General features: G+C 41.3%; 19 protein-coding genes. 12 read left to right on the forward strand and 7 right to left on the reverse strand.

Annotated elements, in window-relative coordinates; all coding sequences use genetic code 11:
- Nucleotides 1-41 precede the first annotated feature (41 nt).
- The 4 genes from ACP14Y_RS14880 to ACP14Y_RS14895 all read right to left on the reverse strand — a co-directional run bounded on the left by ACP14Y_RS14880 (nucleotide 42) and on the right by ACP14Y_RS14895 (nucleotide 6,064).
- Complete coding sequence (locus ACP14Y_RS14880; protein WP_424963722.1) at nucleotides 42-2,444, reverse strand: ABC transporter permease; 2,403 nt, start codon at nucleotides 2,442-2,444, stop codon at nucleotides 42-44.
- A 157-nt stretch (nucleotides 2,445-2,601) separates the two neighbouring features.
- Nucleotides 2,602-3,345 carry a succinate dehydrogenase/fumarate reductase iron-sulfur subunit gene (locus tag ACP14Y_RS14885; RefSeq protein WP_424964442.1) on the reverse strand — a complete coding sequence of 248 codons (744 nt, stop codon included), beginning with the start codon at nucleotides 3,343-3,345 and terminating at the stop codon, nucleotides 2,602-2,604.
- A gap of 27 nt (nucleotides 3,346-3,372) precedes the next feature.
- Nucleotides 3,373-5,382 (reverse strand): fumarate reductase/succinate dehydrogenase flavoprotein subunit, encoded by a 2,010-nt coding sequence (locus tag ACP14Y_RS14890; RefSeq protein ID WP_424963723.1) that lies wholly within the window; start codon nucleotides 5,380-5,382, stop codon nucleotides 3,373-3,375.
- Between the two features lie 13 nt (nucleotides 5,383-5,395).
- The gene (locus ACP14Y_RS14895) at nucleotides 5,396-6,064 is read right to left on the reverse strand and encodes a succinate dehydrogenase cytochrome b subunit (protein WP_424963724.1); all 669 of its coding nucleotides are present in this window, start codon (nucleotides 6,062-6,064) and stop codon (nucleotides 5,396-5,398) included.
- A 219-nt stretch (nucleotides 6,065-6,283) separates the two neighbouring features.
- Between ACP14Y_RS14895 and ACP14Y_RS14900 the strand changes: the two genes are divergently transcribed.
- The 11 genes from ACP14Y_RS14900 (at nucleotide 6,284) to ACP14Y_RS14950 (ending at nucleotide 17,536) form a co-directional block, all read left to right on the forward strand.
- Complete coding sequence (locus ACP14Y_RS14900; RefSeq protein ID WP_424963725.1) at nucleotides 6,284-9,097, forward strand: gliding motility-associated C-terminal domain-containing protein; 2,814 nt, start codon at nucleotides 6,284-6,286, stop codon at nucleotides 9,095-9,097.
- A complete protein-coding gene (locus tag ACP14Y_RS14905) occupies nucleotides 9,076-9,492 on the forward strand; it encodes a thiol-disulfide oxidoreductase DCC family protein (protein WP_424963726.1) in 417 nt (138 codons plus the stop codon). The genes ACP14Y_RS14900 and ACP14Y_RS14905 overlap by 22 nt, the downstream gene beginning before the upstream one ends.
- A 38-nt stretch (nucleotides 9,493-9,530) precedes the next feature.
- The gene (gene fabD, locus ACP14Y_RS14910; RefSeq protein WP_424963727.1) at nucleotides 9,531-10,409 is read left to right on the forward strand and encodes an ACP S-malonyltransferase; all 879 of its coding nucleotides are present in this window, start codon (nucleotides 9,531-9,533) and stop codon (nucleotides 10,407-10,409) included.
- A gap of 148 nt (nucleotides 10,410-10,557) precedes the next feature.
- Complete coding sequence (cmk, locus tag ACP14Y_RS14915) at nucleotides 10,558-11,223, forward strand: (d)CMP kinase (RefSeq protein ID WP_424963728.1); 666 nt, start codon at nucleotides 10,558-10,560, stop codon at nucleotides 11,221-11,223.
- Nucleotides 11,213-12,103, forward strand: coding sequence for a 4-hydroxy-3-methylbut-2-enyl diphosphate reductase (locus ACP14Y_RS14920; RefSeq protein ID WP_424963729.1), 891 nt, complete (start codon nucleotides 11,213-11,215; stop codon nucleotides 12,101-12,103). Before cmk ends, ACP14Y_RS14920 begins: the two co-directional genes overlap by 11 nt.
- A 140-nt stretch (nucleotides 12,104-12,243) precedes the next feature.
- Nucleotides 12,244-13,602, forward strand: a complete 1,359-nt coding sequence (locus ACP14Y_RS14925) for a Na(+)-translocating NADH-quinone reductase subunit A (RefSeq protein ID WP_424963730.1) — start codon at nucleotides 12,244-12,246, stop codon at nucleotides 13,600-13,602.
- A 6-nt stretch (nucleotides 13,603-13,608) separates the two neighbouring features.
- Nucleotides 13,609-14,799: an NADH:ubiquinone reductase (Na(+)-transporting) subunit B gene (locus tag ACP14Y_RS14930; protein ID WP_424963731.1), complete on the forward strand. Its 1,191-nt coding sequence runs from the start codon at nucleotides 13,609-13,611 to the stop codon at nucleotides 14,797-14,799.
- Entirely contained in the window at nucleotides 14,786-15,535 is a 750-nt protein-coding gene (gene nqrC / locus ACP14Y_RS14935) for an NADH:ubiquinone reductase (Na(+)-transporting) subunit C (protein ID WP_424963732.1), read from the forward strand. The genes ACP14Y_RS14930 and nqrC overlap by 14 nt, the downstream gene beginning before the upstream one ends.
- Nucleotides 15,532-16,245 carry an NADH:ubiquinone reductase (Na(+)-transporting) subunit D gene (locus ACP14Y_RS14940; protein WP_424963733.1) on the forward strand — a complete coding sequence of 238 codons (714 nt, stop codon included), beginning with the start codon at nucleotides 15,532-15,534 and terminating at the stop codon, nucleotides 16,243-16,245. The genes nqrC and ACP14Y_RS14940 overlap by 4 nt, the downstream gene beginning before the upstream one ends.
- A gap of 21 nt (nucleotides 16,246-16,266) precedes the next feature.
- Complete coding sequence (gene nqrE / locus ACP14Y_RS14945) at nucleotides 16,267-16,881, forward strand: NADH:ubiquinone reductase (Na(+)-transporting) subunit E (protein ID WP_424964443.1); 615 nt, start codon at nucleotides 16,267-16,269, stop codon at nucleotides 16,879-16,881.
- Nucleotides 16,882-16,987: 106 nt separating this feature from the next.
- On the forward strand, nucleotides 16,988-17,536 hold the full coding sequence (locus tag ACP14Y_RS14950) for a porin family protein (RefSeq protein ID WP_424963734.1): 549 nt from the start codon (nucleotides 16,988-16,990) through the stop codon (nucleotides 17,534-17,536).
- 226 nt (nucleotides 17,537-17,762) lie between these two features.
- Here ACP14Y_RS14950 and ACP14Y_RS14955 read toward each other — a convergent pair whose 3' ends face one another.
- Both ACP14Y_RS14955 and ACP14Y_RS14960 read right to left on the reverse strand, forming a co-directional pair.
- On the reverse strand, nucleotides 17,763-18,389 hold the full coding sequence (locus tag ACP14Y_RS14955; protein WP_424963735.1) for a hypothetical protein: 627 nt from the start codon (nucleotides 18,387-18,389) through the stop codon (nucleotides 17,763-17,765).
- The gene (locus ACP14Y_RS14960) at nucleotides 18,379-18,618 is read right to left on the reverse strand and encodes a DUF1059 domain-containing protein (RefSeq protein ID WP_424963736.1); all 240 of its coding nucleotides are present in this window, start codon (nucleotides 18,616-18,618) and stop codon (nucleotides 18,379-18,381) included. The genes ACP14Y_RS14955 and ACP14Y_RS14960 overlap by 11 nt, the downstream gene beginning before the upstream one ends.
- Nucleotides 18,619-18,784: 166 nt before the next feature.
- Between ACP14Y_RS14960 and ACP14Y_RS14965 the strand changes: the two genes are divergently transcribed.
- A complete protein-coding gene (locus tag ACP14Y_RS14965) occupies nucleotides 18,785-20,116 on the forward strand; it encodes a thrombospondin type 3 repeat-containing protein (RefSeq protein WP_424963737.1) in 1,332 nt (443 codons plus the stop codon).
- Between the two features lie 76 nt (nucleotides 20,117-20,192).
- Here the strand turns inward: ACP14Y_RS14965 and ACP14Y_RS14970 are convergent, their stop codons facing one another.
- On the reverse strand, nucleotides 20,193-20,609 hold the full coding sequence (locus ACP14Y_RS14970; RefSeq protein ID WP_424963738.1) for a BrxA/BrxB family bacilliredoxin: 417 nt from the start codon (nucleotides 20,607-20,609) through the stop codon (nucleotides 20,193-20,195).
- Nucleotides 20,610-20,642 lie beyond the last annotated feature (33 nt).

The following is a 20,642-nucleotide window of genomic DNA, read 5'->3' on the forward strand; positions in this document are numbered from 1 at the left end:
CCACGTCAGTGTGGGCCTTTAATGCAAATCCTTTTTTCTTCTTATTCATCTCTAAGAGAATTCACCGGATTGGATAGGGCAGCCCGAATGGACTTGTAACTCACTGCTATCATCGCCACCATCAAAGCACCTATACCAGCGACCAGATAGATGGCCAGATTATCTATACCCCATAAATCTATTCGATATTGGAAATCACTGATCCATCCTTTAAGGAAGTAAAAGGCGATTGGCCAGGCAATGATATTGGACAGAATGATCAATATCACAAATTCTCTCATCAAGAGCTGCACAATTTGATAAACCGTGGAGCCAAGTACTTTTCTGACTCCAATTTCTTTTTTGCGTTGCTCCACCATAAAAAAAGAGAGACCAAACAACCCAAGAGCAGAAAGTACAATTGAAAGCAGGGTGAAGGCGTTCACCAGCCTTGCGAACTGTTCATCTGAAGCGAATATCTGGTTAAATTCCTGATCAAAGAATTGATAATCAAAAGGATAATTTGGAAATGTAGCATTCCATTCGGCTTCAAGGTAATCCAATGTTTCCCGCATGTTTGTTGGGCTCACTTTTACTACCAGGTTGCTGTTTGGGTCGGGGTTGTAAAAGATCATGAGTGGCTCGATCTTATGTCTCATACTGGAAAAGTGAAAATCCCGAATAACACCTACAACCTTTCGAGTAGTTTGATTGGAGTTTCCAAAAACAAGATTTTTCCCCACAGCCTCATCCCAGCCCAGTGACTCCATCATCGCCTCATTGATAATAATAGACTCTTGCTGATCAGAACCATAGCTAGGATCATAATTCCTGCCTGCAATCAGCTCCATGCCCATCACATCGAGATAGTTTTCATCCATGGACATCACACTCACAATCCATGGTTCGTCCTGGTTACCTCCTTCCACGTTCACACCCCCTCGTCCGAAAGTGCTACCAGGCATATTGTTGGAGTAACCTGTGCTAATAATATCCGAATAGTTGTCCAGGCTTTCTTTGAAATTCTCCATCCCATCTGCAAGCCCCGGACTGCCCACATTGATATTGATTACCTGATCCTTATCAAAACCCAGATGCTTGTTTTTGATGTAATCAATTTGTTTAGATACAATTAGGGTGGTGCAAATCATGCCTATTGCAGCCACAAACTGAAGCACCACCAGTGTTTTTCTGAGCCAAATTCCTTTGGAGCTCGTTTGAAATTTTCCGCGAAGGATGTTTACCGACTTTATACTGGATAGAATAAATGACGGATAGACACCTGCGAGGGCACCAATGATAAACCCAAGAAGAAGAAAACCAACCAATAGAATAGGAGCATTGCTCATTAAAGTCAAGAGATCAAAGCTTAATCCAAGGCTATCGTTATTTGTTAGTGAAGATACCAGGAGCAATGAAATGACCATTGCTATGGTGGCCATTAAGATGGACTCAATCATGTGCTGGCCAATGAGAAGTGCTTTGGAGCTACCTACAACTTTTCTTATTCCTACTTCTTTTGCCCGAGTGGTCGATTGTGCAGTGGTGAGATTCACGAAATTAAAAGCTGCTATTAGCAGAATAAATATCGCCACACCCGAAAGGGCGTAGACATAAACCTGATCGCCTTTATTTTGATGGTAATAATCGAACAGCAGGCCAGCAGATCCTAAATGGATTTCTTCCAGGGGTTGTAATTGCGGAATCCAAAAGTCATTGACGTCATTGGCAAGAGCAATTTCAGCCATTTTGCTTTCCACTTCCAGTTCATTTGCACCTTCCGAGAGTACAGCATAACCCAACATACCAAGACCTCCCCATCCGTTGATGTATTGTGCCAATGATGAATCCGACTGAGCCGGATAAAGAGACATCAGCGCATCGAATCCGAGGTGGGAATTTTGAGTAATGTCATCCATCAACCCAACAACTTCCCAAGATTGGTCATTGATGGTTAGAATTTGTCCAACTGACTCGTCGCTACCGAAGACTTTTTTTGCATATGCATCAGTCAGAATAAGCTTATGTGGCTGATTAAATTTTTCGAGTGTCTCGTCCCGGTCTCTTACCGGAAGGTCAAAAATTTCAAAGAAATCATTTTCCACGTACAGAGCATGTTCAGAGTAGTAGCCGATATCCTCCTTTTCCATTCGCTGTTCGCCTGCAAATAGCATTCTGGATGCAATTTCAACTTCTGGAATTTCTTCCTCTGCTGCCTGAGGCATTCGTGGGTTGGTAATTGCAACCTCATTGCTTGATACACCTAATGCTTCATCTATCGTCGTGAAGCGGTAAATTCGATTTGACTTTTCATGCCATCGATCATATGAAATTTCATTGTATACGAATGAAGCCAGCACCACAAATGTGGAGAATCCTAACACCAGACCTACCGCATTGATGGAGGTAGAGAGTTTGTTTTTCTTAAAGCTCCTGAGAGCCACGAGAATGAATGTCCTTAACATAGTTTTGAGTTTTGAGTCAGATTAAGCTAGCAACATTACTCGTTTGAGTCAATGATGGTTACACCAAAGGAAAGGTGTGAGGATGAAGGGTGTTTTTTATAGGCATAAAAAAAGCCCACATTGCTGCAGGCTTTACAAATATCATAGCTTAAGTTACTTAGCTAATAGAACTCTTTAAATACTCCCGATTCATTCTGGCTATATTCTCAATAGAGATTCCTTTCGGGCATTCTACTTCACATGCTCCGGTATTGGAACAATTACCGAACCCTTCTTCATCCATTTGTTTCACCATATTTTGTACCCGGTCCTTAGCTTCTACTTGTCCCTGGGGTAATAGAGCAAGCTGAGATACTTTGGCTGAAACAAATAACATAGCAGAAGCATTTTTGCATGATGCTACACATGCGCCGCAACCAATACATGTAGCTGCATCAAATGCATTGTCAGCATCATGTTTATCGATGGGGATAGCATTCGCATCCTGTGTGTTACCTGAAGTGTTTACACTCACAAATCCACCGGCATTCATTACACGGTCAAATGCGCTTCTGTCCACCACCAAATCCTTGATAACAGGGAATGCTTTTGCCCTCCATGGCTCCACGTATATGGTGTCACCATCCTTAAATTCACGCATGTGAAGCTGACAGGTGGTTGTCCTCCTTTTCGGTCCGTGAGCTTCGCCATTTATATACATGGAACAACTTCCACAAATACCTTCACGACAATCATGATCGAAAGCGATTGGCTCATCGCCCTGCTCAATCAATTGCTCATTGAGGATATCCAACATTTCTAGGAAAGAGCTATCTGTGGAGATATTAGAAACCTGGTAGGTTTCCATTTTCCCTTTGTCTTTATCGCTTTTCTGTCTCCAGACTTTCAGTGTAAGATTCAATTCTTTTGCTGCTGACATATCTAAATATTATTTGTAAGAACGAGTCTTCAACTCAATGTTCTCATATTTCAAATCTTCTTTATGCAATTTGGCTTTTGATGGCTCACCTGTGTATTCCCAGGCAGCTACGTATGTATATTTTTTGTCGTCACGTACGGCTTCACCTTCTTCCGTTTGGTATTCCTCGCGGAAGTGTCCACCGCATGACTCATTGCGCTCCAGTGCATCTCTGGCAAACAATTCACCCAGCTCCAGGAAGTCCGCTACTCGACCGGCTTTTTCCAACTCCTGGTTAATACCATCTGCTGATCCCGGCACACGTACTTCTTTCCAGAACTGCTCTCGCAACTCCTGAATTTCCTTGATAGCTTCTTTCAAGCCTTTTTCATTTCGAGCCATCCCCACCTTGTTCCACATGATTTTACCTAAACGTTTGTGGAAGTAATCAACAGAATGTTTACCTCCATTGTTGGTGAAAAACTCGACTCTTTCTCTTACCGATTTTTCCGCTTCTTCAAATTCTTTGGTATCAGTTGGGATAGCTCCTGTTCGAATATCATCCGCCAAATAATCCCCTATGGTGTAAGGAATCACGAAGTACCCGTCTGCCAGTCCTTGCATTAAAGCGGAAGCACCTAGTCTGTTTGCACCATGATCGGAGAAGTTTGCTTCACCTAAAGCATAGCAACCCGGAATAGTTGTCATTAGGTTATAATCCACCCAAACACCGCCCATGGTATAGTGCACTGCAGGGTAAATCTTCATTGGAGTTTTATATGGATTGTCTCCGGTAATGTTTTCATACATCTCGAAGAGGTTTCCGTACTTAGCCTCTACTACCTTTTCACCAAGTTCGCGTACTTTTTTATCATCCGCATCATGGATACCTTTTACATTGACTTCCTCACGACCGTATCGCATGATAGCTGCATCAAAATCCAGATAAACAGCTTCACCAGTTTCATTTGTTCCAACACCGAATCCAGCATCACATCGTTCTTTTGCAGCTCTGGAAGCCACATCTCGAGGAACCAGGTTTCCAAATGAAGGATATCTTCTTTCCAGGTAATAATCCCGATCTTCCTCTTTTAGGTCTGTCGGTTTCAGTTTTCCTGCCCGAATGGCTTCTGCATCTTCTTTTTTTGCAGGCACCCAGATGCGTCCATCGTTCCTCAGGGATTCAGACATCAGCGTCAACTTCGATTGTTGCTCACCGTGTTGCGGAATACAGGTAGGGTGGATCTGTGTAAAGCATGGATTTGCAAAGTATGCACCTTTCTTGTGGATTTTCCATCCAGCGGAGACATTAGATCCCATCGCATTGGTAGAAAGGAAGAAAATGTTTCCATATCCACCGGAGGCAACCACCACTGCATGAGCCGAATGTCTTTCGATTTCACCGGTAACCAAATTCCTTGCTATTATTCCACGAGCTTTGCCGTCGACAATCACCAATTCCATCATCTCATGGCGATTGTACATTTTGATTTTTCCTTTACCAATCTGACGAGACATAGCGGAGTATGCTCCAAGAAGTAGCTGCTGTCCCGTCTGTCCCTTTGCGTAGAAAGTTCTGGAAACTTGCACACCACCAAAAGATCTGTTATCAAGCAACCCGCCATAATCCCTGGCGAAAGGCACTCCTTGCGCTACACACTGATCAATAATATTTGTTGATACTTCGGCTAATCGGTAAACGTTTGCTTCCCTGGATCGATAATCACCACCTTTTACTGTGTCGTAAAATAGTCGGTAAGTAGAATCACCGTCACCCTGGTAGTTTTTTGCTGCATTGATTCCACCCTGAGCAGCAATGGAATGTGCCCTTCTAGGTGAATCCTGATAGCAAAATGCTTTTACGTTGTAACCCAACTCGGCCAGTGTTGCCGCTGCAGAACCACCTGCAAGACCAGTTCCCACCACAATTACATCGATTAGACGCTTATTGGCCGGATTTACCAGTCGAATGTTGTTTTTATGATTGGTCCACTTTTCAGCTATTGGACCTTCAGGTATTTTAGAATCTAACGTTGACATACCTATTTATTTCTTATAAAGAATTGACATAATGATAAACAGCGATAAAAATGAATCCTGCTGGAATCAATATCGCATATGCAGTACCTAACTTTTGAATCGCCGGCGTATATTTTTCATGTCTGGCACCCATTGATTGGAAGGCAGACTGGAAGCCATGCATTAGATGGAGTGCAAGAAATACAAAAGACAAAGAGTAAATGATTACTCTAATCGGATTCTCAAACATATGCACCACTTCCTCATAGTACCTATCCGGATCTTCCGGCTTCATTTCTATGTATTTGTAATTCATTTCAGGAATCCAGAAATCATAAAAGTGGAATCCCAAAAAGAAAAGGATAAAAAGACCACTCCAGATCATATTTCTAGACATCCATGATGAATTTGCAGCGCCATTGTTCTTGGCATATTTCACCTCACGAGAATTCCTGTTTTTAATTTCAAGTATAAATCCCATAATGAAATGGAATGCTACACCGAACATAAGAACAGGTTGTAAAACAAATTGAACGAGCGGGTTAGTGCCCATAAAGTGAGATAGCTCGTTGAACGTATCTTCACTAACCACAGAAGTGAAATTGATTGTAAAATGCTGCAATAAAAATATGATCAGGAAGAGTGCGGAAAGTGCCATCGCAAATTTTCTGCCGATGCTACCTGAAAAAAGTTGCTTGCTCATTTATTTAGGATTATTGGATTTGCGCCAAAGGTAATTTCTGAAAGCTTGTTAGGCAATCTAAAATTTGTTTTTGGACTGTTTCTAAATAATATCACAATCTAGTAAGTATTAATTCTTTCTACATTGTTTCTATCTACAACTATTGCAGCACAATTCTTGTTCGTTATATATCCATGTGTTTTAAAAGCGTTTAGTTTTACGGTGATTTAACTGGCTCCTATGAGGTATTTAAGATGTTTACTGATTTTCGTTTTTGCATTGCTGGCCGTTGTATCTCGAGCGACACACATACGCGCAGGGGAGGTAATCGCCAAACGAGTCTCCGGTCTTACCTATCAATTCACATTTATTGGTTATCGAGATGTAGAAGGCGTTCCATTTGGTCAGGGTATTTTTGATTTCGGTGACGGCAATTTATATGGAGACGATCCAGGAGAAGATATTCCATGGGGAAATATTGAAGATATTGGCAATGGTGTTGAAAAATGGGAATTCACACTTACCCATACTTATGCCGGAGGTTCTAATTATCTGGTGAGCTACAAGGAAGACTTTAGAAACGCTAATATTCAGAATATTTCAGGCTCAGTAAGCACCACATTCTATGTGGAGACACTGGTTATTATTGATCCACTCATAGTAAACAGTACACCTTTCTTTACTGTACCTCCAATTGATCAAGGGGTTGTTGGTGGAATATTTGAACATAATCCGGGAGCATTTGATCCGGACGGGGATAGTCTCTCTTACTATTTCACAATACCAAAACAGGATGAAGGACTTCAGGTTAATGGATATCAATCTTTAATTGATCCATCATTCTACGATAATTTCAATGAAGGAAATCAGGCTAAAGATGGGCCTCCTACACTGGAGATAGATCCGGTCACAGGAACACTCACATGGGATGCTCCCGGAGGCGCAACCATCCCTGACCAGGAAAATCGAGAGTTTAATGTAGCGTTTGTGGTAGAGGAATGGCGCAGGATCAATGGCCAACTGATTCGACTCGGTTTTGTAACGCGGGATATGCAGATCATTATTTGGGATTATGAAAATGACCCTCCAGAACTTGAGATTCCAGAAGATACATGTGTTGTAGCTGGCGAGACGATTACCGGAATCATCACGGGAACAGACCCGGATGGAGACCCGGTAAAAATTGAAGCATTCGGTGGGCCTTTCGAGGTAAATCCCTCCGCCACGGTAGATCCAGATCCGGCTGAATTTCAGGGTCCACCCTCTATTTTAAATTTTGAGTGGACAACTGCCTGCGGACAGGTTAGACTAGCTCCTTATGAAGTGCAATTTAAGGCCGAGGATGATCCAACGATACCCAACATTCCAAATCCACCAGGTCAGGTAAATTTTGAAACATGGCGAATTACAGTGGTTGGACCACCACCAACGGGGCTGACAGCAGACACGCAAACAGGCAGACGAATACAGCTTGATTGGGATCCGTATTCGTGCACAAATGCAGATTCTATGCAAGTATGGAGGCGGGTAGGTGAGTTTGAAATTGATCCAACTTGCAATCCGGGTATTCCTGAAAACTCGGGATATGAATTAATTGAGACCCTTCCAGTTTCAGCAACTGATTATCTGGACAATAACGAAGGATTGGGGCTTTCTCCTGGATCTAAATACTGTTATCGACTTGTGGCAACATTCCCTAGTCCGGCTGGAGGCGAAAGTATAGCATCGGAAGAAGCATGTGATAGTCTCTTGATTGACGTTCCGGTTATTACTCATGTAGACGTACAGGAGACGAGCGAAACCAATGGAGAAATCCAAGTGAGCTGGACAGGCCCTCTGCAGCGTGATCCCGTTTCCGCACCTTATGAATATGAGGTACTAAGAAAGCAGGGGCAGGGCTTTGGAGGAAGCTTCACATCTGTAAGAGCCGCTTCTCCGGATACAACTTTTTTTGATTCAGGTCTTAATACTGAGGATAATGCTTATTCATATAAAATTGTCTTGTACGATAATACCGATCAGGCCGTAGATACTTCTCAGCAAGCTTCCTCAGTTTGGCTACAGCCAGCCCCTTTAGTTGGAGCTATCAGGCTGAATTGGGAGGCCAATGTTCCATGGTCTAATAATGTTCAGGATTATCCCTACCACTACATATATAGAGATAACGTTAATAGCGGTGACCTATCAGCAATTGAGTTGATTGATTCAGTTGATGTGACCATGGGCGGACTCAGCTATCTAGATGATGGAAGCTTTAATGGTGTAGACCTGGATGAGGAAATAGAATATTGCTATTACGTAACTACCTATGGCTCATATGATAATGACTTGTTGATTGAGCCGTTAATTAATAATTCACAAATCATTTGTGCTCAGCCCAATGATACGATACCGCCCTGTGCACCGATATCGATAACATTTAACTCCAGTCTTGATTGTGAGACGCAGGCTTCTTGTCAGACACGAACAGGGAATTCAGGGGTTGATCTGGTAAATGGTTTCTCTTGGGAGTTTGATAATGATGTGACATGCGATGATGACATTGTCTTTTTCCGTGTTTATCGATCTTCTACAGGAGAAGATGGAGATTTTCAACTTGTTTCTGAAACACAAGCGACCGAGTATTTCGACAATGACCTCACTTCTTTAGCTTTTTGCTATTATGTGACGGCTGTGGACCGCTCGGGGAATGAGAGTGCCATCTCAGAAATCGTATGTAATGATAACTGTCCGCAGTACATTTTGCCAAATGTGTTTACACCAAATGGAGACACGAAAAATGAGACCTTCAGACCAATAGAGCGAGACGGACAATGTCCTCGATTTGTTCAGAGCGTAAATTTCAAAGTGTTTAATCGAGCAGGAGCGGAGATATTTAGCTATGATTCTACTGAGCCAGAAAAAACCATTTTTATCGATTGGGATGGAAAAACAAAGGCTGGAAGGGAGTTGCCTGCAGGAGTTTACTACTACTCTGCAGAGGTTAGATACAATATCCTGAACCCTCAGGAAGCCACAGAAGTTATAAACGGGTGGGTACAGATTATTCGATAAAAAAATCAATTATCCTGTTTGACGGTGTTTGTAATCTATGCAACGCATCCGTCCAATTTGTCATTAAAAGGGATAAGAAAAAACAATTTCTTTTTGCATCCCTCCAGTCTGATTTCGCAGAGGAAAACCTCCCAAAGAAATACATTAGTAGCAATGCACTTCAAAGTATCGTGTTGAAAGATGGAGACCACATAAAAACAAAAAGTACCGCTGCGCTTACTATTGCAAGGCGTCTGTCCGGATTATGGCCCATGCTTTATCTTTTCATCATTGTTCCAAAATTTTTACGGGACTGGGTGTACGATATCGTTGCTCGGAACAGATATAAATGGTTTGGAAAGAAAGATCAATGCATGATCCCGTCACCGGAATTGAAAGATCGGTTCTTCGATTGATATGATTGCCTACTTTTGTGGTGAACAAACATTTACCTATGAGCAAAGCATATGTTTTCCCTGGACAGGGAGCCCAGTTTTCAGGAATGGGCAAAGAACTTTATGATAACCATTCATCCGCGAAGGACCTGATTGATCAGTCCAATGATATCCTGGGTTTTGATATCAAGAGTATCATGTTTTCTGGCACGGATGAACAGCTAAAGCAAACCAAAGTGACCCAACCCGCAATATTTATTCACAGCGTGGTGGCGGCCCTTACATCGGAGGATTTCAATCCGGATATGGTAGCGGGTCATTCATTAGGTGAGTTTTCAGCTTTGGTGGCCAATGGTGTGCTTAGTTTTGAAGATGGCCTTTCGTTGGTATCTAAAAGAGCCATGGCGATGCAAAAGGCGTGTGAGATGCAGGAATCTACCATGGCAGCTGTGTTGGGACTTGAGGATGAAGTAGTAGAAAAGGTATGTGAAGAAACCGATGGAGTTGTCGTTGCGGCAAATTACAATTGTCCCGGCCAGCTGGTGATTAGTGGAGAGGTAGCTGCAGTAAATGCAGCATGCGAAAAGCTGAAGGAAGCAGGAGCAAAAAGAGCATTGGTGCTACCCGTAGGAGGAGCTTTTCACTCACCATTGATGGAGCCGGCACGTGAAGAGTTGGCCGATGCAATTCAAAATACTAATTTCAATGATCCAAAATGCCCGGTCTATCAAAATGTTGATGCCAAGGGGTATTCAAGCGTGGATGATATAAAGAAAAACCTTGTGCTTCAGCTAACATCGCCAGTACGATGGACTCAATCAGTTCAGAATATGATCGCTGATGGTGCCTCTAGTTTCACAGAATGTGGTCCGGGTAAAGTGCTGCAGGGTTTAGTGAAAAAAGTCGACCGAGCGATGGAGGTTTCCGGTATTTCATGAGATTTAGCAAAACCATATTGATTCTTTTTTTAGGGACAATCTTGATTGGTGCAGAAGGGTGCAGAAAAGGCCCTTCTTCTTCACACAAGAAAAACAACAAGAAAATTAAGAAGGGCAAACCAATCCCATGTCCTGTTAAAGATTGTTGATGAAAAAGATTGTAATCGCCATTGATGGCTACTCAGGTACAGGTAAAAGTTCTACAGCCAAACAAGTGGCTGCAGGCCTGGGTTATACCTATATAGATAGTGGGGCCATGTATCGAGCTGTTACTTATTTCTTTTTGCAAGAAGGAATTGACTTTTCGGATGATAATCAGGTCAATAATTCATTGAAGAACTGTAACATCTCATTTGATGGGCCATCCATTTTCTTAAATGGTGAAGATGTAGACCATCAGATTAGAACGATGAAGGTCAATCAAAACGTGAGTCAGGTGAGCGCCATCTCCGAGGTGAGAAAAAAACTGGTGGAGCAACAGCGTAGAATGGGAGAAGCAAAAGGGGTAGTGATGGATGGACGTGATATTGGGACGATTGTATTCCCAAAGGCAGAATTAAAGGTTTTTATGACTGCAGATATGGATGTTCGAGCGGAGAGAAGAAGAAAGGAGTTGGCGAAAAAAGGTATAAAAGAGGACTTAGAGACAATCAAAGCCAATCTGGAAAAAAGAGATAAAATTGATAGTACACGAGCGGATAGTCCTTTAAAGAAAGCGGATGATGCGAAGGAGATAGATACTTCTCATTTAACTTTGAATCAACAGATCGATAAAATTGTTGAAATGGCAGAATCGATAATATATGAAGGTTGAAATAGACGAAAATTCAGGCTACTGCTTTGGTGTAGAGTTCGCCATCCAGATGGCAGAAGATGAGATGGCTGAGGGCCAGGAGCTTTATTGCCTTGGTGATATTGTTCACAATTCAATGGAGGTGGAACGACTTTATAACAAAGGCCTGAGAACAATTACCCGTGATGAATTGAAAAACCTCAAGAATTGCAAGGTATTGATTCGAGCTCATGGTGAACCGCCTGAAACGTATCAAATAGCCATTGAAAACAACATTGAGTTAGTAGATGCGTCATGCCCTGTTGTATTGAAATTGCAAAACAGGGTTAAAAACGCATACGACCTTGTTAAACACAAAAATGGTCAGCTGGTGATTTATGGTAAGCCAGGTCACGCTGAGGTAATAGGTTTAACCGGTCAGACATCCAATGAGGCTATCATTATTACCGAACCTGATGATTTGGAAAAAATCGATTTCTCCAGACCGATCACGCTATATTCTCAAACGACTAAAAGCACGAAAGGCTTTTACTCCATAAAGGAGGAAATAGAAAAGCGAATTGAAAACGCAGGGCTTCTTTCAGTGGCTGATGATTTCAATGCCAATGATAGCATATGTCGACAGGTTTCCAACAGAGAACCACATATGGTGAAATTCTCTCAGAAACACGATGTGATCATTTTTGTGGCAGGCAGAAAGAGCTCCAATGGTAAAGCTCTCTATAATGTTTGCTTGACCAATAATCCTCGCAGTTATTTTGTGGAAAGCGAAAAGGAGATTGACCTTAGCTGGATTGAGCCGGGTGATTCTGTGGGTATCTGCGGAGCAACATCCACACCGACATGGCTGATGGAGCAAGTTGCTGATTTTCTAAAAGCGAATGAGCCTGCAACCGCATAGCAGACCAAACCAATTAGATAAAATTCGGTTTTTACACAGAACACAAGTAAACCCTTTTTTTATTGAATTTTTGACGGGCGTTAAAACCGATATTGATTAAGTTTGCCTCGTTTTTTAAGACGTTCTCTCAAGTAAGAAATATGTCTCAGACAATTAAGCTGAAAAAAGGTTTTGACCTAAACCTGGCCGGAAAGGCCGAAAACAAAACAATAGATGCACCCCAGCCGGATACCTACGCTTTAAAACCGACTGATTTTAGTGGCCTGAGTCGCCCTAAAGTGTTAGTAAAAGAAGGTGATAATGTAAAAGCTGGTTCCCCGCTATTCTTCGAAAGAAATGTGGAGGATATTCTGTACACAGCTCCGGTTAGTGGAGAGGTAGTGGAGATCAAGCGAGGGGAGAAAAGAAAGGTGTTGGAAGTTAAAATCCTCGCAGATAAAGAAATTGAATTTGAGAAATTCAAAAATTATTCCACATCTGAAATAGGAGGCATCTCAAAGGAAGATGCCATTGAGCAGCTAAAAAAATCCGGAGGATGGACCAATATCATTCAAAGACCTTACGGAGTAGTTGCCAATCCGGCGGACACCCCAAAAGCGATTTTTATATCTGCTTTTGATTCCAGTCCTTTAGCACCTGATTATTCGTATGTGCTAAACGGACAGGATCAATACTTCCAGGCTGGAATCGATATTCTTAAAAAATTTACAGCAGGAACAGTTCACTTAAATGTAGATGGCAAAGCAGAGGTTTCTCAGCTGTTTTCTCAAGTGAAAAATGTACAGCTCAATACGATCACCGGACCCCATCCGGCGGGAAATGTAGGGGTTCAAATTCATCACCTAGATCCGATAGCGAAAGGCGATGTAGTATGGACCGTTAATCCGGTAGGAGTAGCGCAAATTGGAAAATTATTCATAGAAGGGATCTATGATACTTCCAGACTAGTAGCTTTAACAGGCTCACAAATGAAGGATAGAGGCTATGCAAAAATGTTTGCGGGGGCATGCGTGAATAAATTAGCTGTAGAAGGCAGTGACAACCGATTCATTTCCGGAAATGTGCTTACTGGCGAAGGAATAGCACAGGAAGGGTACCTTGGATATTATCACAACCAAATCACGGTGATCCCGGAAGGGAAGCAGGAAGAATTTTTAGGGTGGATCATGCCATCTACTAAAAAACTAAGCTTCCACAAGGCATTTGGAATGTTGACATTCCTAAATGGAAAAAATAAAGAGTTTGAAGTAGATACAAACACGCACGGAGAGGAAAGAAATTTTGTGGTGACAGGTACATTCGAGGAGGTAATGCCAATGGATATCCTGCCTACATATCTGTTCAAAGCTATTATGGCTGAGGACTATGATGATATGGAAGCTCTGGGAATATATGAGATGGTAGAGGAAGATGTAGCGTTGTGTGAGTTTGTAGATGTTTCAAAGAATCCACTTCAGGAGATTCTTAGAGAAGGAATTGATTTAATTAAAGAAGGATAAGCAGGAATGAAGTTTTTGCAGAAAAAATTTGACGATTTAAAGCCGCTTTTTGAAAAAGGTGGAAAGTTCGAAAGGTTCTATCCTATCTATGAGGGCCACAGAACGATCTTTTTTGCCCCTGATATCATTACAGGAAAAAAGGGAACCCAGATTAAAGATGCAACGGATTTGAAGCGTGTGATGATGACAGTAATCATCGCCATGATTCCATGTCTCATTTTTGGAATGTGGAATGTGGGTCATCAGCACTTCATTGCGACAGGCGTAGAGGCTAGCCTCTTAGATAAATTTTGGATTGGTATCCTTAAAGTGGTGCCGATCATTGCAGTATCCTATGGTGTGGGTTTATTAACTGAGTTCACCTTCTGTGTGATCTATCAGCGACCTGTCGAAGAAGGATTTCTGGTTACTGGAATGCTTATTCCTTTAATTATGCCTGCAACCATTCCTTTGTGGCAGGTAGCTCTGGCTACTGTATTTGCAGTGGTTATTGGGAAGGAAGTGTTCGGTGGAACGGGAATGAATATTCTGAATGTTGCTTTAACAGCCAGGGTGTTCTTATACTTTGCTTATCCAACAGACATTTCCGGTGATGTATGGACGTATTTTGGTGATAAGACACCAGTAGATGGATTTTCTGGCGCTACCATTCTTGCCTATGGAGCAGAAGCGGCGGCAAATGGTACTAACATGTTGGAATTAGCAGGAAACCACTGGTATGCCGGCATGTTCGATTTCTGGAATATGTTCCTTGGTGTGATTCCAGGAAGTATTGGTGAAACCTCAACGTTGATGTGCCTGATAGGAGCAATCATTCTTATAGCGACAGGCGTGGGGAGTTGGAAGATCATGTTGAGTGTAGTGCTTGGAACATTGGCTATGGGAGGCTTGTTCAATCTGACAGGTGGAAATAGTTTTATGGAGATGCCAGCTTATTATCACCTGGTTATAGGAGGTTTGGCTTTCGGTGCAGTTTTTATGGCCACCGATCCTGTGAGCGCATCACATACAGAAGTAGGCAAATGGATATACGGATTTTTAATTGGTGTGATTACCGTATTAATCCGGGTTATTAACCCGGCATATCCGGAGGGAATTATGTTGGCGATTCTATTTATGAATGTATTTGCGCCACTAATTGATTTTTACGTAGTTGAAGCAAACAAAAAACGAAGATTAAAACGTGCGACAGTCTAATTTATATGTAATTCTTTTTGCCATTGGGCTTACCGTGGTATTTGGAGGTGCACTATCCCTTACCTCAGTAGGGCTGAAGCCATTGCAGGACAAGCAGGTAGAATTAGACACCAAGAAGAAAATTCTGGGTGCTGTAATGGATATTTCTACCATCGAAGATCCAAACGAGATACTCAGCATTTATGATGAGAAAGTAGAGTCAATTGTTGTGGATATTAATGGAAACGAAGTTACAGAAGACTCAAAGGGGAATCCTGTTGTAGCAGAGAAGGTAAATATTCAGAAGAACTACAAACTGGATCCTCAGGAGCGATTGTATCCTGTCTTTATGTTCAGTGAAAGTGGAGCGTCTGCAGATGCATACATTTTCCCAACTTTTGGCTCTGGCCTTTGGGATTGGATCTCAAGTTATGTAGCATTCGGTCCGGATCTAAATACGGTAAAAGGAATTGCTTTTGACCATAAGAGTGAAACTCCGGGCTTGGGAGCCAGAATCACTGAAGCAAGTGTTCAAAATCGATTTGTAGGAAAAGAAATTTATGATGATCAGGGCGAGCTTGTAAGCATCACCATGGTAAAAGGTGAAGGTAATACCGGCCTGAGTGAGCATGAAGTTGATGGGCTCTCTGGAGCAACCATGACTGCTAAAGGTGTTAACGCCATGCTTGAAAAATATTTGGAATGCTATTCGGCATTCATTAAGAAAAAGAAATCTCAAAAAACGGCTAGTCTATGAGTACCGATATTGCAGAAGTATCAGAAGAATCAGCTGTAGAGCTAAAAACCAAAGAGCCTGCAGAACCTTTATTTTCGAAAAGAAGAAAAAGGATTGTATCTGACCCATTAAATGAGGACAACCCAATTACTGTACAGGTATTGGGTATCTGTTCGGCGCTGGCCGTAACGGTACAGTTCAAGCCGACAATGATTATGTCTATTGCGGTGATTTTCGTGATTGTGTTCTCTAACCTTATCACCTCAGTGATGAGAAAGATGATCCCAAATAGGATTCGAATCATTGTACAGTTGGCAATTATTGCTACGTTGGTAACGCTAGTAAGTGAAGTGCTAAAGGCTTACAGTTATGATATGTATAAAGTGCTTGGTGCTTATGTAGGTCTAATTATTACAAACTGCATTGTAATGGGTCGACTTGAGGCATTCGCCATGGCAAACAAACCATATGACTCCATCCTTGATGGATTCGGAAGTGGATTTGGCTATGCATGGATCATTCTGGTAGTTGCATTTTTTAGAGAGCTATTGGGAGGAGGAACTGTGTTTGTAGGAACACCACTAGAGTTTGATGTGTACGGTTCGCTGGGAAGCCTCTTTGGAACTACCCTTCAAACTAATGGATTGATGGTTGACTCCATTGGGGCATTCATCATTCTTGGGGTGATCATTTGGGTACAGAGAACGAAAAATGGTTACGTAGAGCACTAGTTAAGCTGAAGAAAGATTAAAATTATGGAAGCAATTAATATAGCGATAAAGGCAATTTTCATTGACAACATGGTCTTTGCATACTTTCTGGGTATGTGTTCCTTTTTGGCTGTGTCTAAGAAAGTGAAAACCGCTTTTGGCCTTGGAATGGCAGTAATTTTCGTATTGACCATCACTGTGCCTATCAACTGGTTGATTCAGGAAAATGTATTGAAAGAAGGAGCTCTAACATGGATGGGAGCAGATTTTGCTAGCATTGATCTTACATTCCTTCAGTTTATCATCTTCATTGCAGTGATTGCAGCGATGGTGCAATTGGTAGAGATGATCATTGAAAAATTCTCACCTTCACTCTATGGATCGTTAGGTATTTTCCTTCCATTGATCGCAGTAAACTGCTCAATTCTTGGATCTTCCCTATTCATGGTTCAGAGAGACTACACCATTGTGGAGGCAACTGCTTTTGGATTTGGATCCGGAACTGGTTTCTTTCTCGCTATTATAGCACTGGCAGCTATCAGGGAACGCTTGAAATACTCTCACGTGCCAGACGGATTAAAAGGGCTAGGAATTACCATGTTGATTACTGGATTGATGGGACTTGCATTTAAGTCGTTCATCGGAGTAGCCTTATAAATCACAAAGAAAATCATTAAAAAGGGTGTACTAACACCCTTTTTTTGTGTCTATTCTTTAGGTGTGTTCCACCTATTCTTTTACTTATACAAAACGAAAAACAATTATGAAAAAAACTTTTCTAACACTTTCATTCGTACTTATTTCAGCTGTGGTATTTAGCCAGGCATCAGTTAGCTTGGGCTTAAAGGCAGGTGCAAACTTTGCCAACGCAGATACAGACATCAGCACAGATGGTATTACTTCATTCCATGGCGGTGCTTATGGACTTATTAAGCTAGCGAATATTGGTATCCAACCCGAAGTGCTTTTCTCTAAGCAGGGAGCAGATTCTAACTTTGGTGATGTAGACCTGAGCTATGTAAATGTTCCTGTTATGGTTAAATTTTATCTTCCATTGGGACTTAATCTTCAAGCTGGTCCTCAGTTTGGTATTCTTACCAAAGCAGAAAGCGGATCCACCGATGTGAAGGATGCTTACAAAAACAGTGATTTAAGTGCTGCGCTTGGAGCAGGTTGGGATGCCCCATTCGGCTTGCAGTTTACTGCCAGATATGTATTAGGCATTTCAGATGTAAGTGAAGGTGCTGGTGATTTCAAAAACCGAACTTTCCAGCTTTCTATCGGATATAGCCTATTCAAACTAGGGAAATAAGAATTAAAATATACTATCAAAGAGAGCCGGGGCATGTTGCTTCGGCTTTTTTTGTGCGGCAGGGGTAAGTTCGGATCGCCAATTTGATGTTTTTAGACTTGATAGAATTAACATGATAGCGATGGCAATACCGCAAGCAATGATTAATATTTGCTTTCTTCTCTTCATGGTTAGGTTTTATAATAAAAACCCAACTACCATTTCCCCTTATTTTTTTACGGTCTGGTCACATTAAAAGTGGCTTAAAGACTTCAAAGAAAGGATCTTTATCAACGACTGTGTAATAGAAAATACCCCCAAGCCATCCATGAAAAATACCCAGAACATACAGGTTACGTTCTTTAAGGAAAATGTAGGAATAGAACAGTGCCAAAAGAAAGGTTCCTACCACCAGCCACCAATGTGGATAGTGCAACAAGCCAAATAAAACGGAGGATAGGAGTATGATTGTATGATGCCTGAACCTGTTTAGGTCTTGCAAATTACCTGCAACAAGGGCCATTAGTAGGAATTGTTGCAGTGTACCAAATAGAGGATAAAGAATGAGTATAGGGATAAGGTGCCAATGCAGGTTGATGGTGTCCTGCATGAATCCTATGAAAAAACATACGAGAATGGCCGTTATTCCAAAGGGAAGAACCTTTCTGAGAACAATATAAAAGTTATCCATTCTGAATCCCCAGGATTTCAATACATCTGGATATTGACGAACACGGTATGTGATGTAGATGCCCCAAAAAAGAAACATCAGTAAAATGAAAATCAAACGCTGATCAAGAATGTCATAAAATAGAAATTTGCCAAAAGCAGTGAACACTACTGCAAAGATTTCAAATTGTCGATTATTCATCATTTGGTAATGCCTCGAACTCCTTTCGCTTACTCTCAAACCATGCCTTCATCTCAGCAGGCGAATTCATCAATTGTTTCATTTTTTGCATAGCATCCAGGTGTGCTTGATCTCCTTTTTGGAACATTTCCATTCCATGCTGTTTGCTTTGTGCTTCTATTTCTTCAAAAGTATCAGCATGAAATGCTAAGTCGCAAGCCCCTCCCAGCTGTCTGCAGGTCATTGTTTTCATGTCAAAATAGTGTTTCCAGGTAAGGTAATTTAATTCTCAATCTCAACGATTGAATAAGGGTTTAGGCACAAAAAAATCTTTCATTAATACAATTATTTAAAATTTTTGATGAACTTTATAAGCTAAATAGCTTAATATCAAGCTACTACCGCTAAAGTCAAAATCCATGAAAACACAATTCACCAAATCCGCTAACGCAGTTTTTCGGACTGCTTTTCTTGTTGCCACTTTTTTAACGCTCATTATTTTCATCTCTTGTTCTAAGGATGAAGATCCACCATTACCGGATACAGATGAAGATGGTATTGTAGATGAAGAAGATAACTGTCCATTGGTAAGCAATCCTGATCAGGCGGATAGTGATGGAGATGGAATCGGTGATGTCTGCGAAGACGATGAAGATGAGGATGGTATACCTGATGATCAGGATAATTGTCCTGAAACAGCTAATTCTGATCAATTGGATAGTGATGAAGACGGGATCGGAGATGTGTGCGATCCTGTTCCTACTACTGTTGAACAAGATAAAGATCATATTCAGGCTTCACTAGATGCCACGCTGGATTGCATAAAAACATTTGAGAGTGGCTTGGCTATTGAAACTGTTCTTACGGACTTTATGGGCATTGTGGATGGTGACACGCTTCACCTGGAGTGGATAGATACATTAACTAATAGATTGCCGGACGTTATGCCGGTTTCTGAAAAAAATGGACTTGATATGGATGCTTTTGAGGGAACATATACCTTCAATCCTGCAGATACATCTTGGACAAAATCTGGTGATCAGAATGGACGAATAGTCTTGAATTTTGCGACTAGTCCTGATCTGAATAGCAACAATGCCGTACTTACAATTGAAAACTACTCAGACACAGAAGTATCAATTGGAGAGGAACCAATTTATTTACCAACATCTGTTGATGTCTCTCTTGTTGTTGATGGTACAGAGATAATTACCATTGATTTGAATAGTGTGGAATATGCGAACAATGCAGATTTCCAAATACCGATAGCGATTGATTTAGGAGTGTATGTCAATCCTTATTCGCTTTCGTTGGTAGTTGATAATATTTCGGGGACCGAATTTTCATTGGATTTGGATTTTGCAGATGATACGGATGTATGTTCTACTGGTATTCATGCGGAAGTAAAATTAGATGGTAATGATTATCAGAATTTGACAGAACAGAGTCTACTTAAGGCAACTTTTGCTCTTTATAGCAATGATCTTTCTATTCAATCAACTGATGGAATAGCTCAAATTCTTCAACTCGAAGATCCAACTGCGGCACAGATTAATGAATTCTTGAATCTTGAGGTTTTATACCAGGATTTTAAAATTGCTGATATCGTCTTAGAAGATGATGAAATGGATGGGATAATAGTGTTGTTGGAATATAAAGATGAGTCTTCTGAAGATGCAGCAAACTACTATGAAGATTTTATTGATGAACTGGAAACGCTATTTACCTCTTACTTCGGTTCAGACGATTGACAAAAAAATATTGACCATTAAAAAAGCCTCGTTTAATTGATTAAACGAGGCTTTGTGCTTATAAATATCTTAGTTCTTAGCAGAACTCTGCATAAACCTGCTCTAAATGATCAGCGATCATCTCTGCAGATCGTCCTTCAATGTGGTGTCGCTCTACCATGTGCACCAACTCCCCATCTTTAAACAATGCAATAGATGGTGAAGAAGGAGGGAACGGAAGCGTAAACTCTCTTGCTTTTTGTGTCGCTTCTGTATCAAAACCTGCGAATACCGTAGTAAGATTATCAGGTTTTTTGTCAGACTTTTCTAAAGACAATAACACGCCTGGTCGGCAGGTGCCGGCAGCACACCCGCAAACAGAATTGATCACCATCAGGGAAGTTCCTTTATGGTCTTTTAAATGATCCTCTACTTCACTTGCTGAAGTGAATTCTTGGAATCCATTTTCAGTCAGATGTGCTTTCATCGGCGCTACTAATTCCGGTGGGTACATATTCGTTTATATTTATTTAGTTATTTAAAAAAT

Source organism: Ekhidna sp., from assembly GCF_965247405.1.
Classification (GTDB): domain Bacteria; phylum Bacteroidota; class Bacteroidia; order Cytophagales; family Cyclobacteriaceae; genus Ekhidna.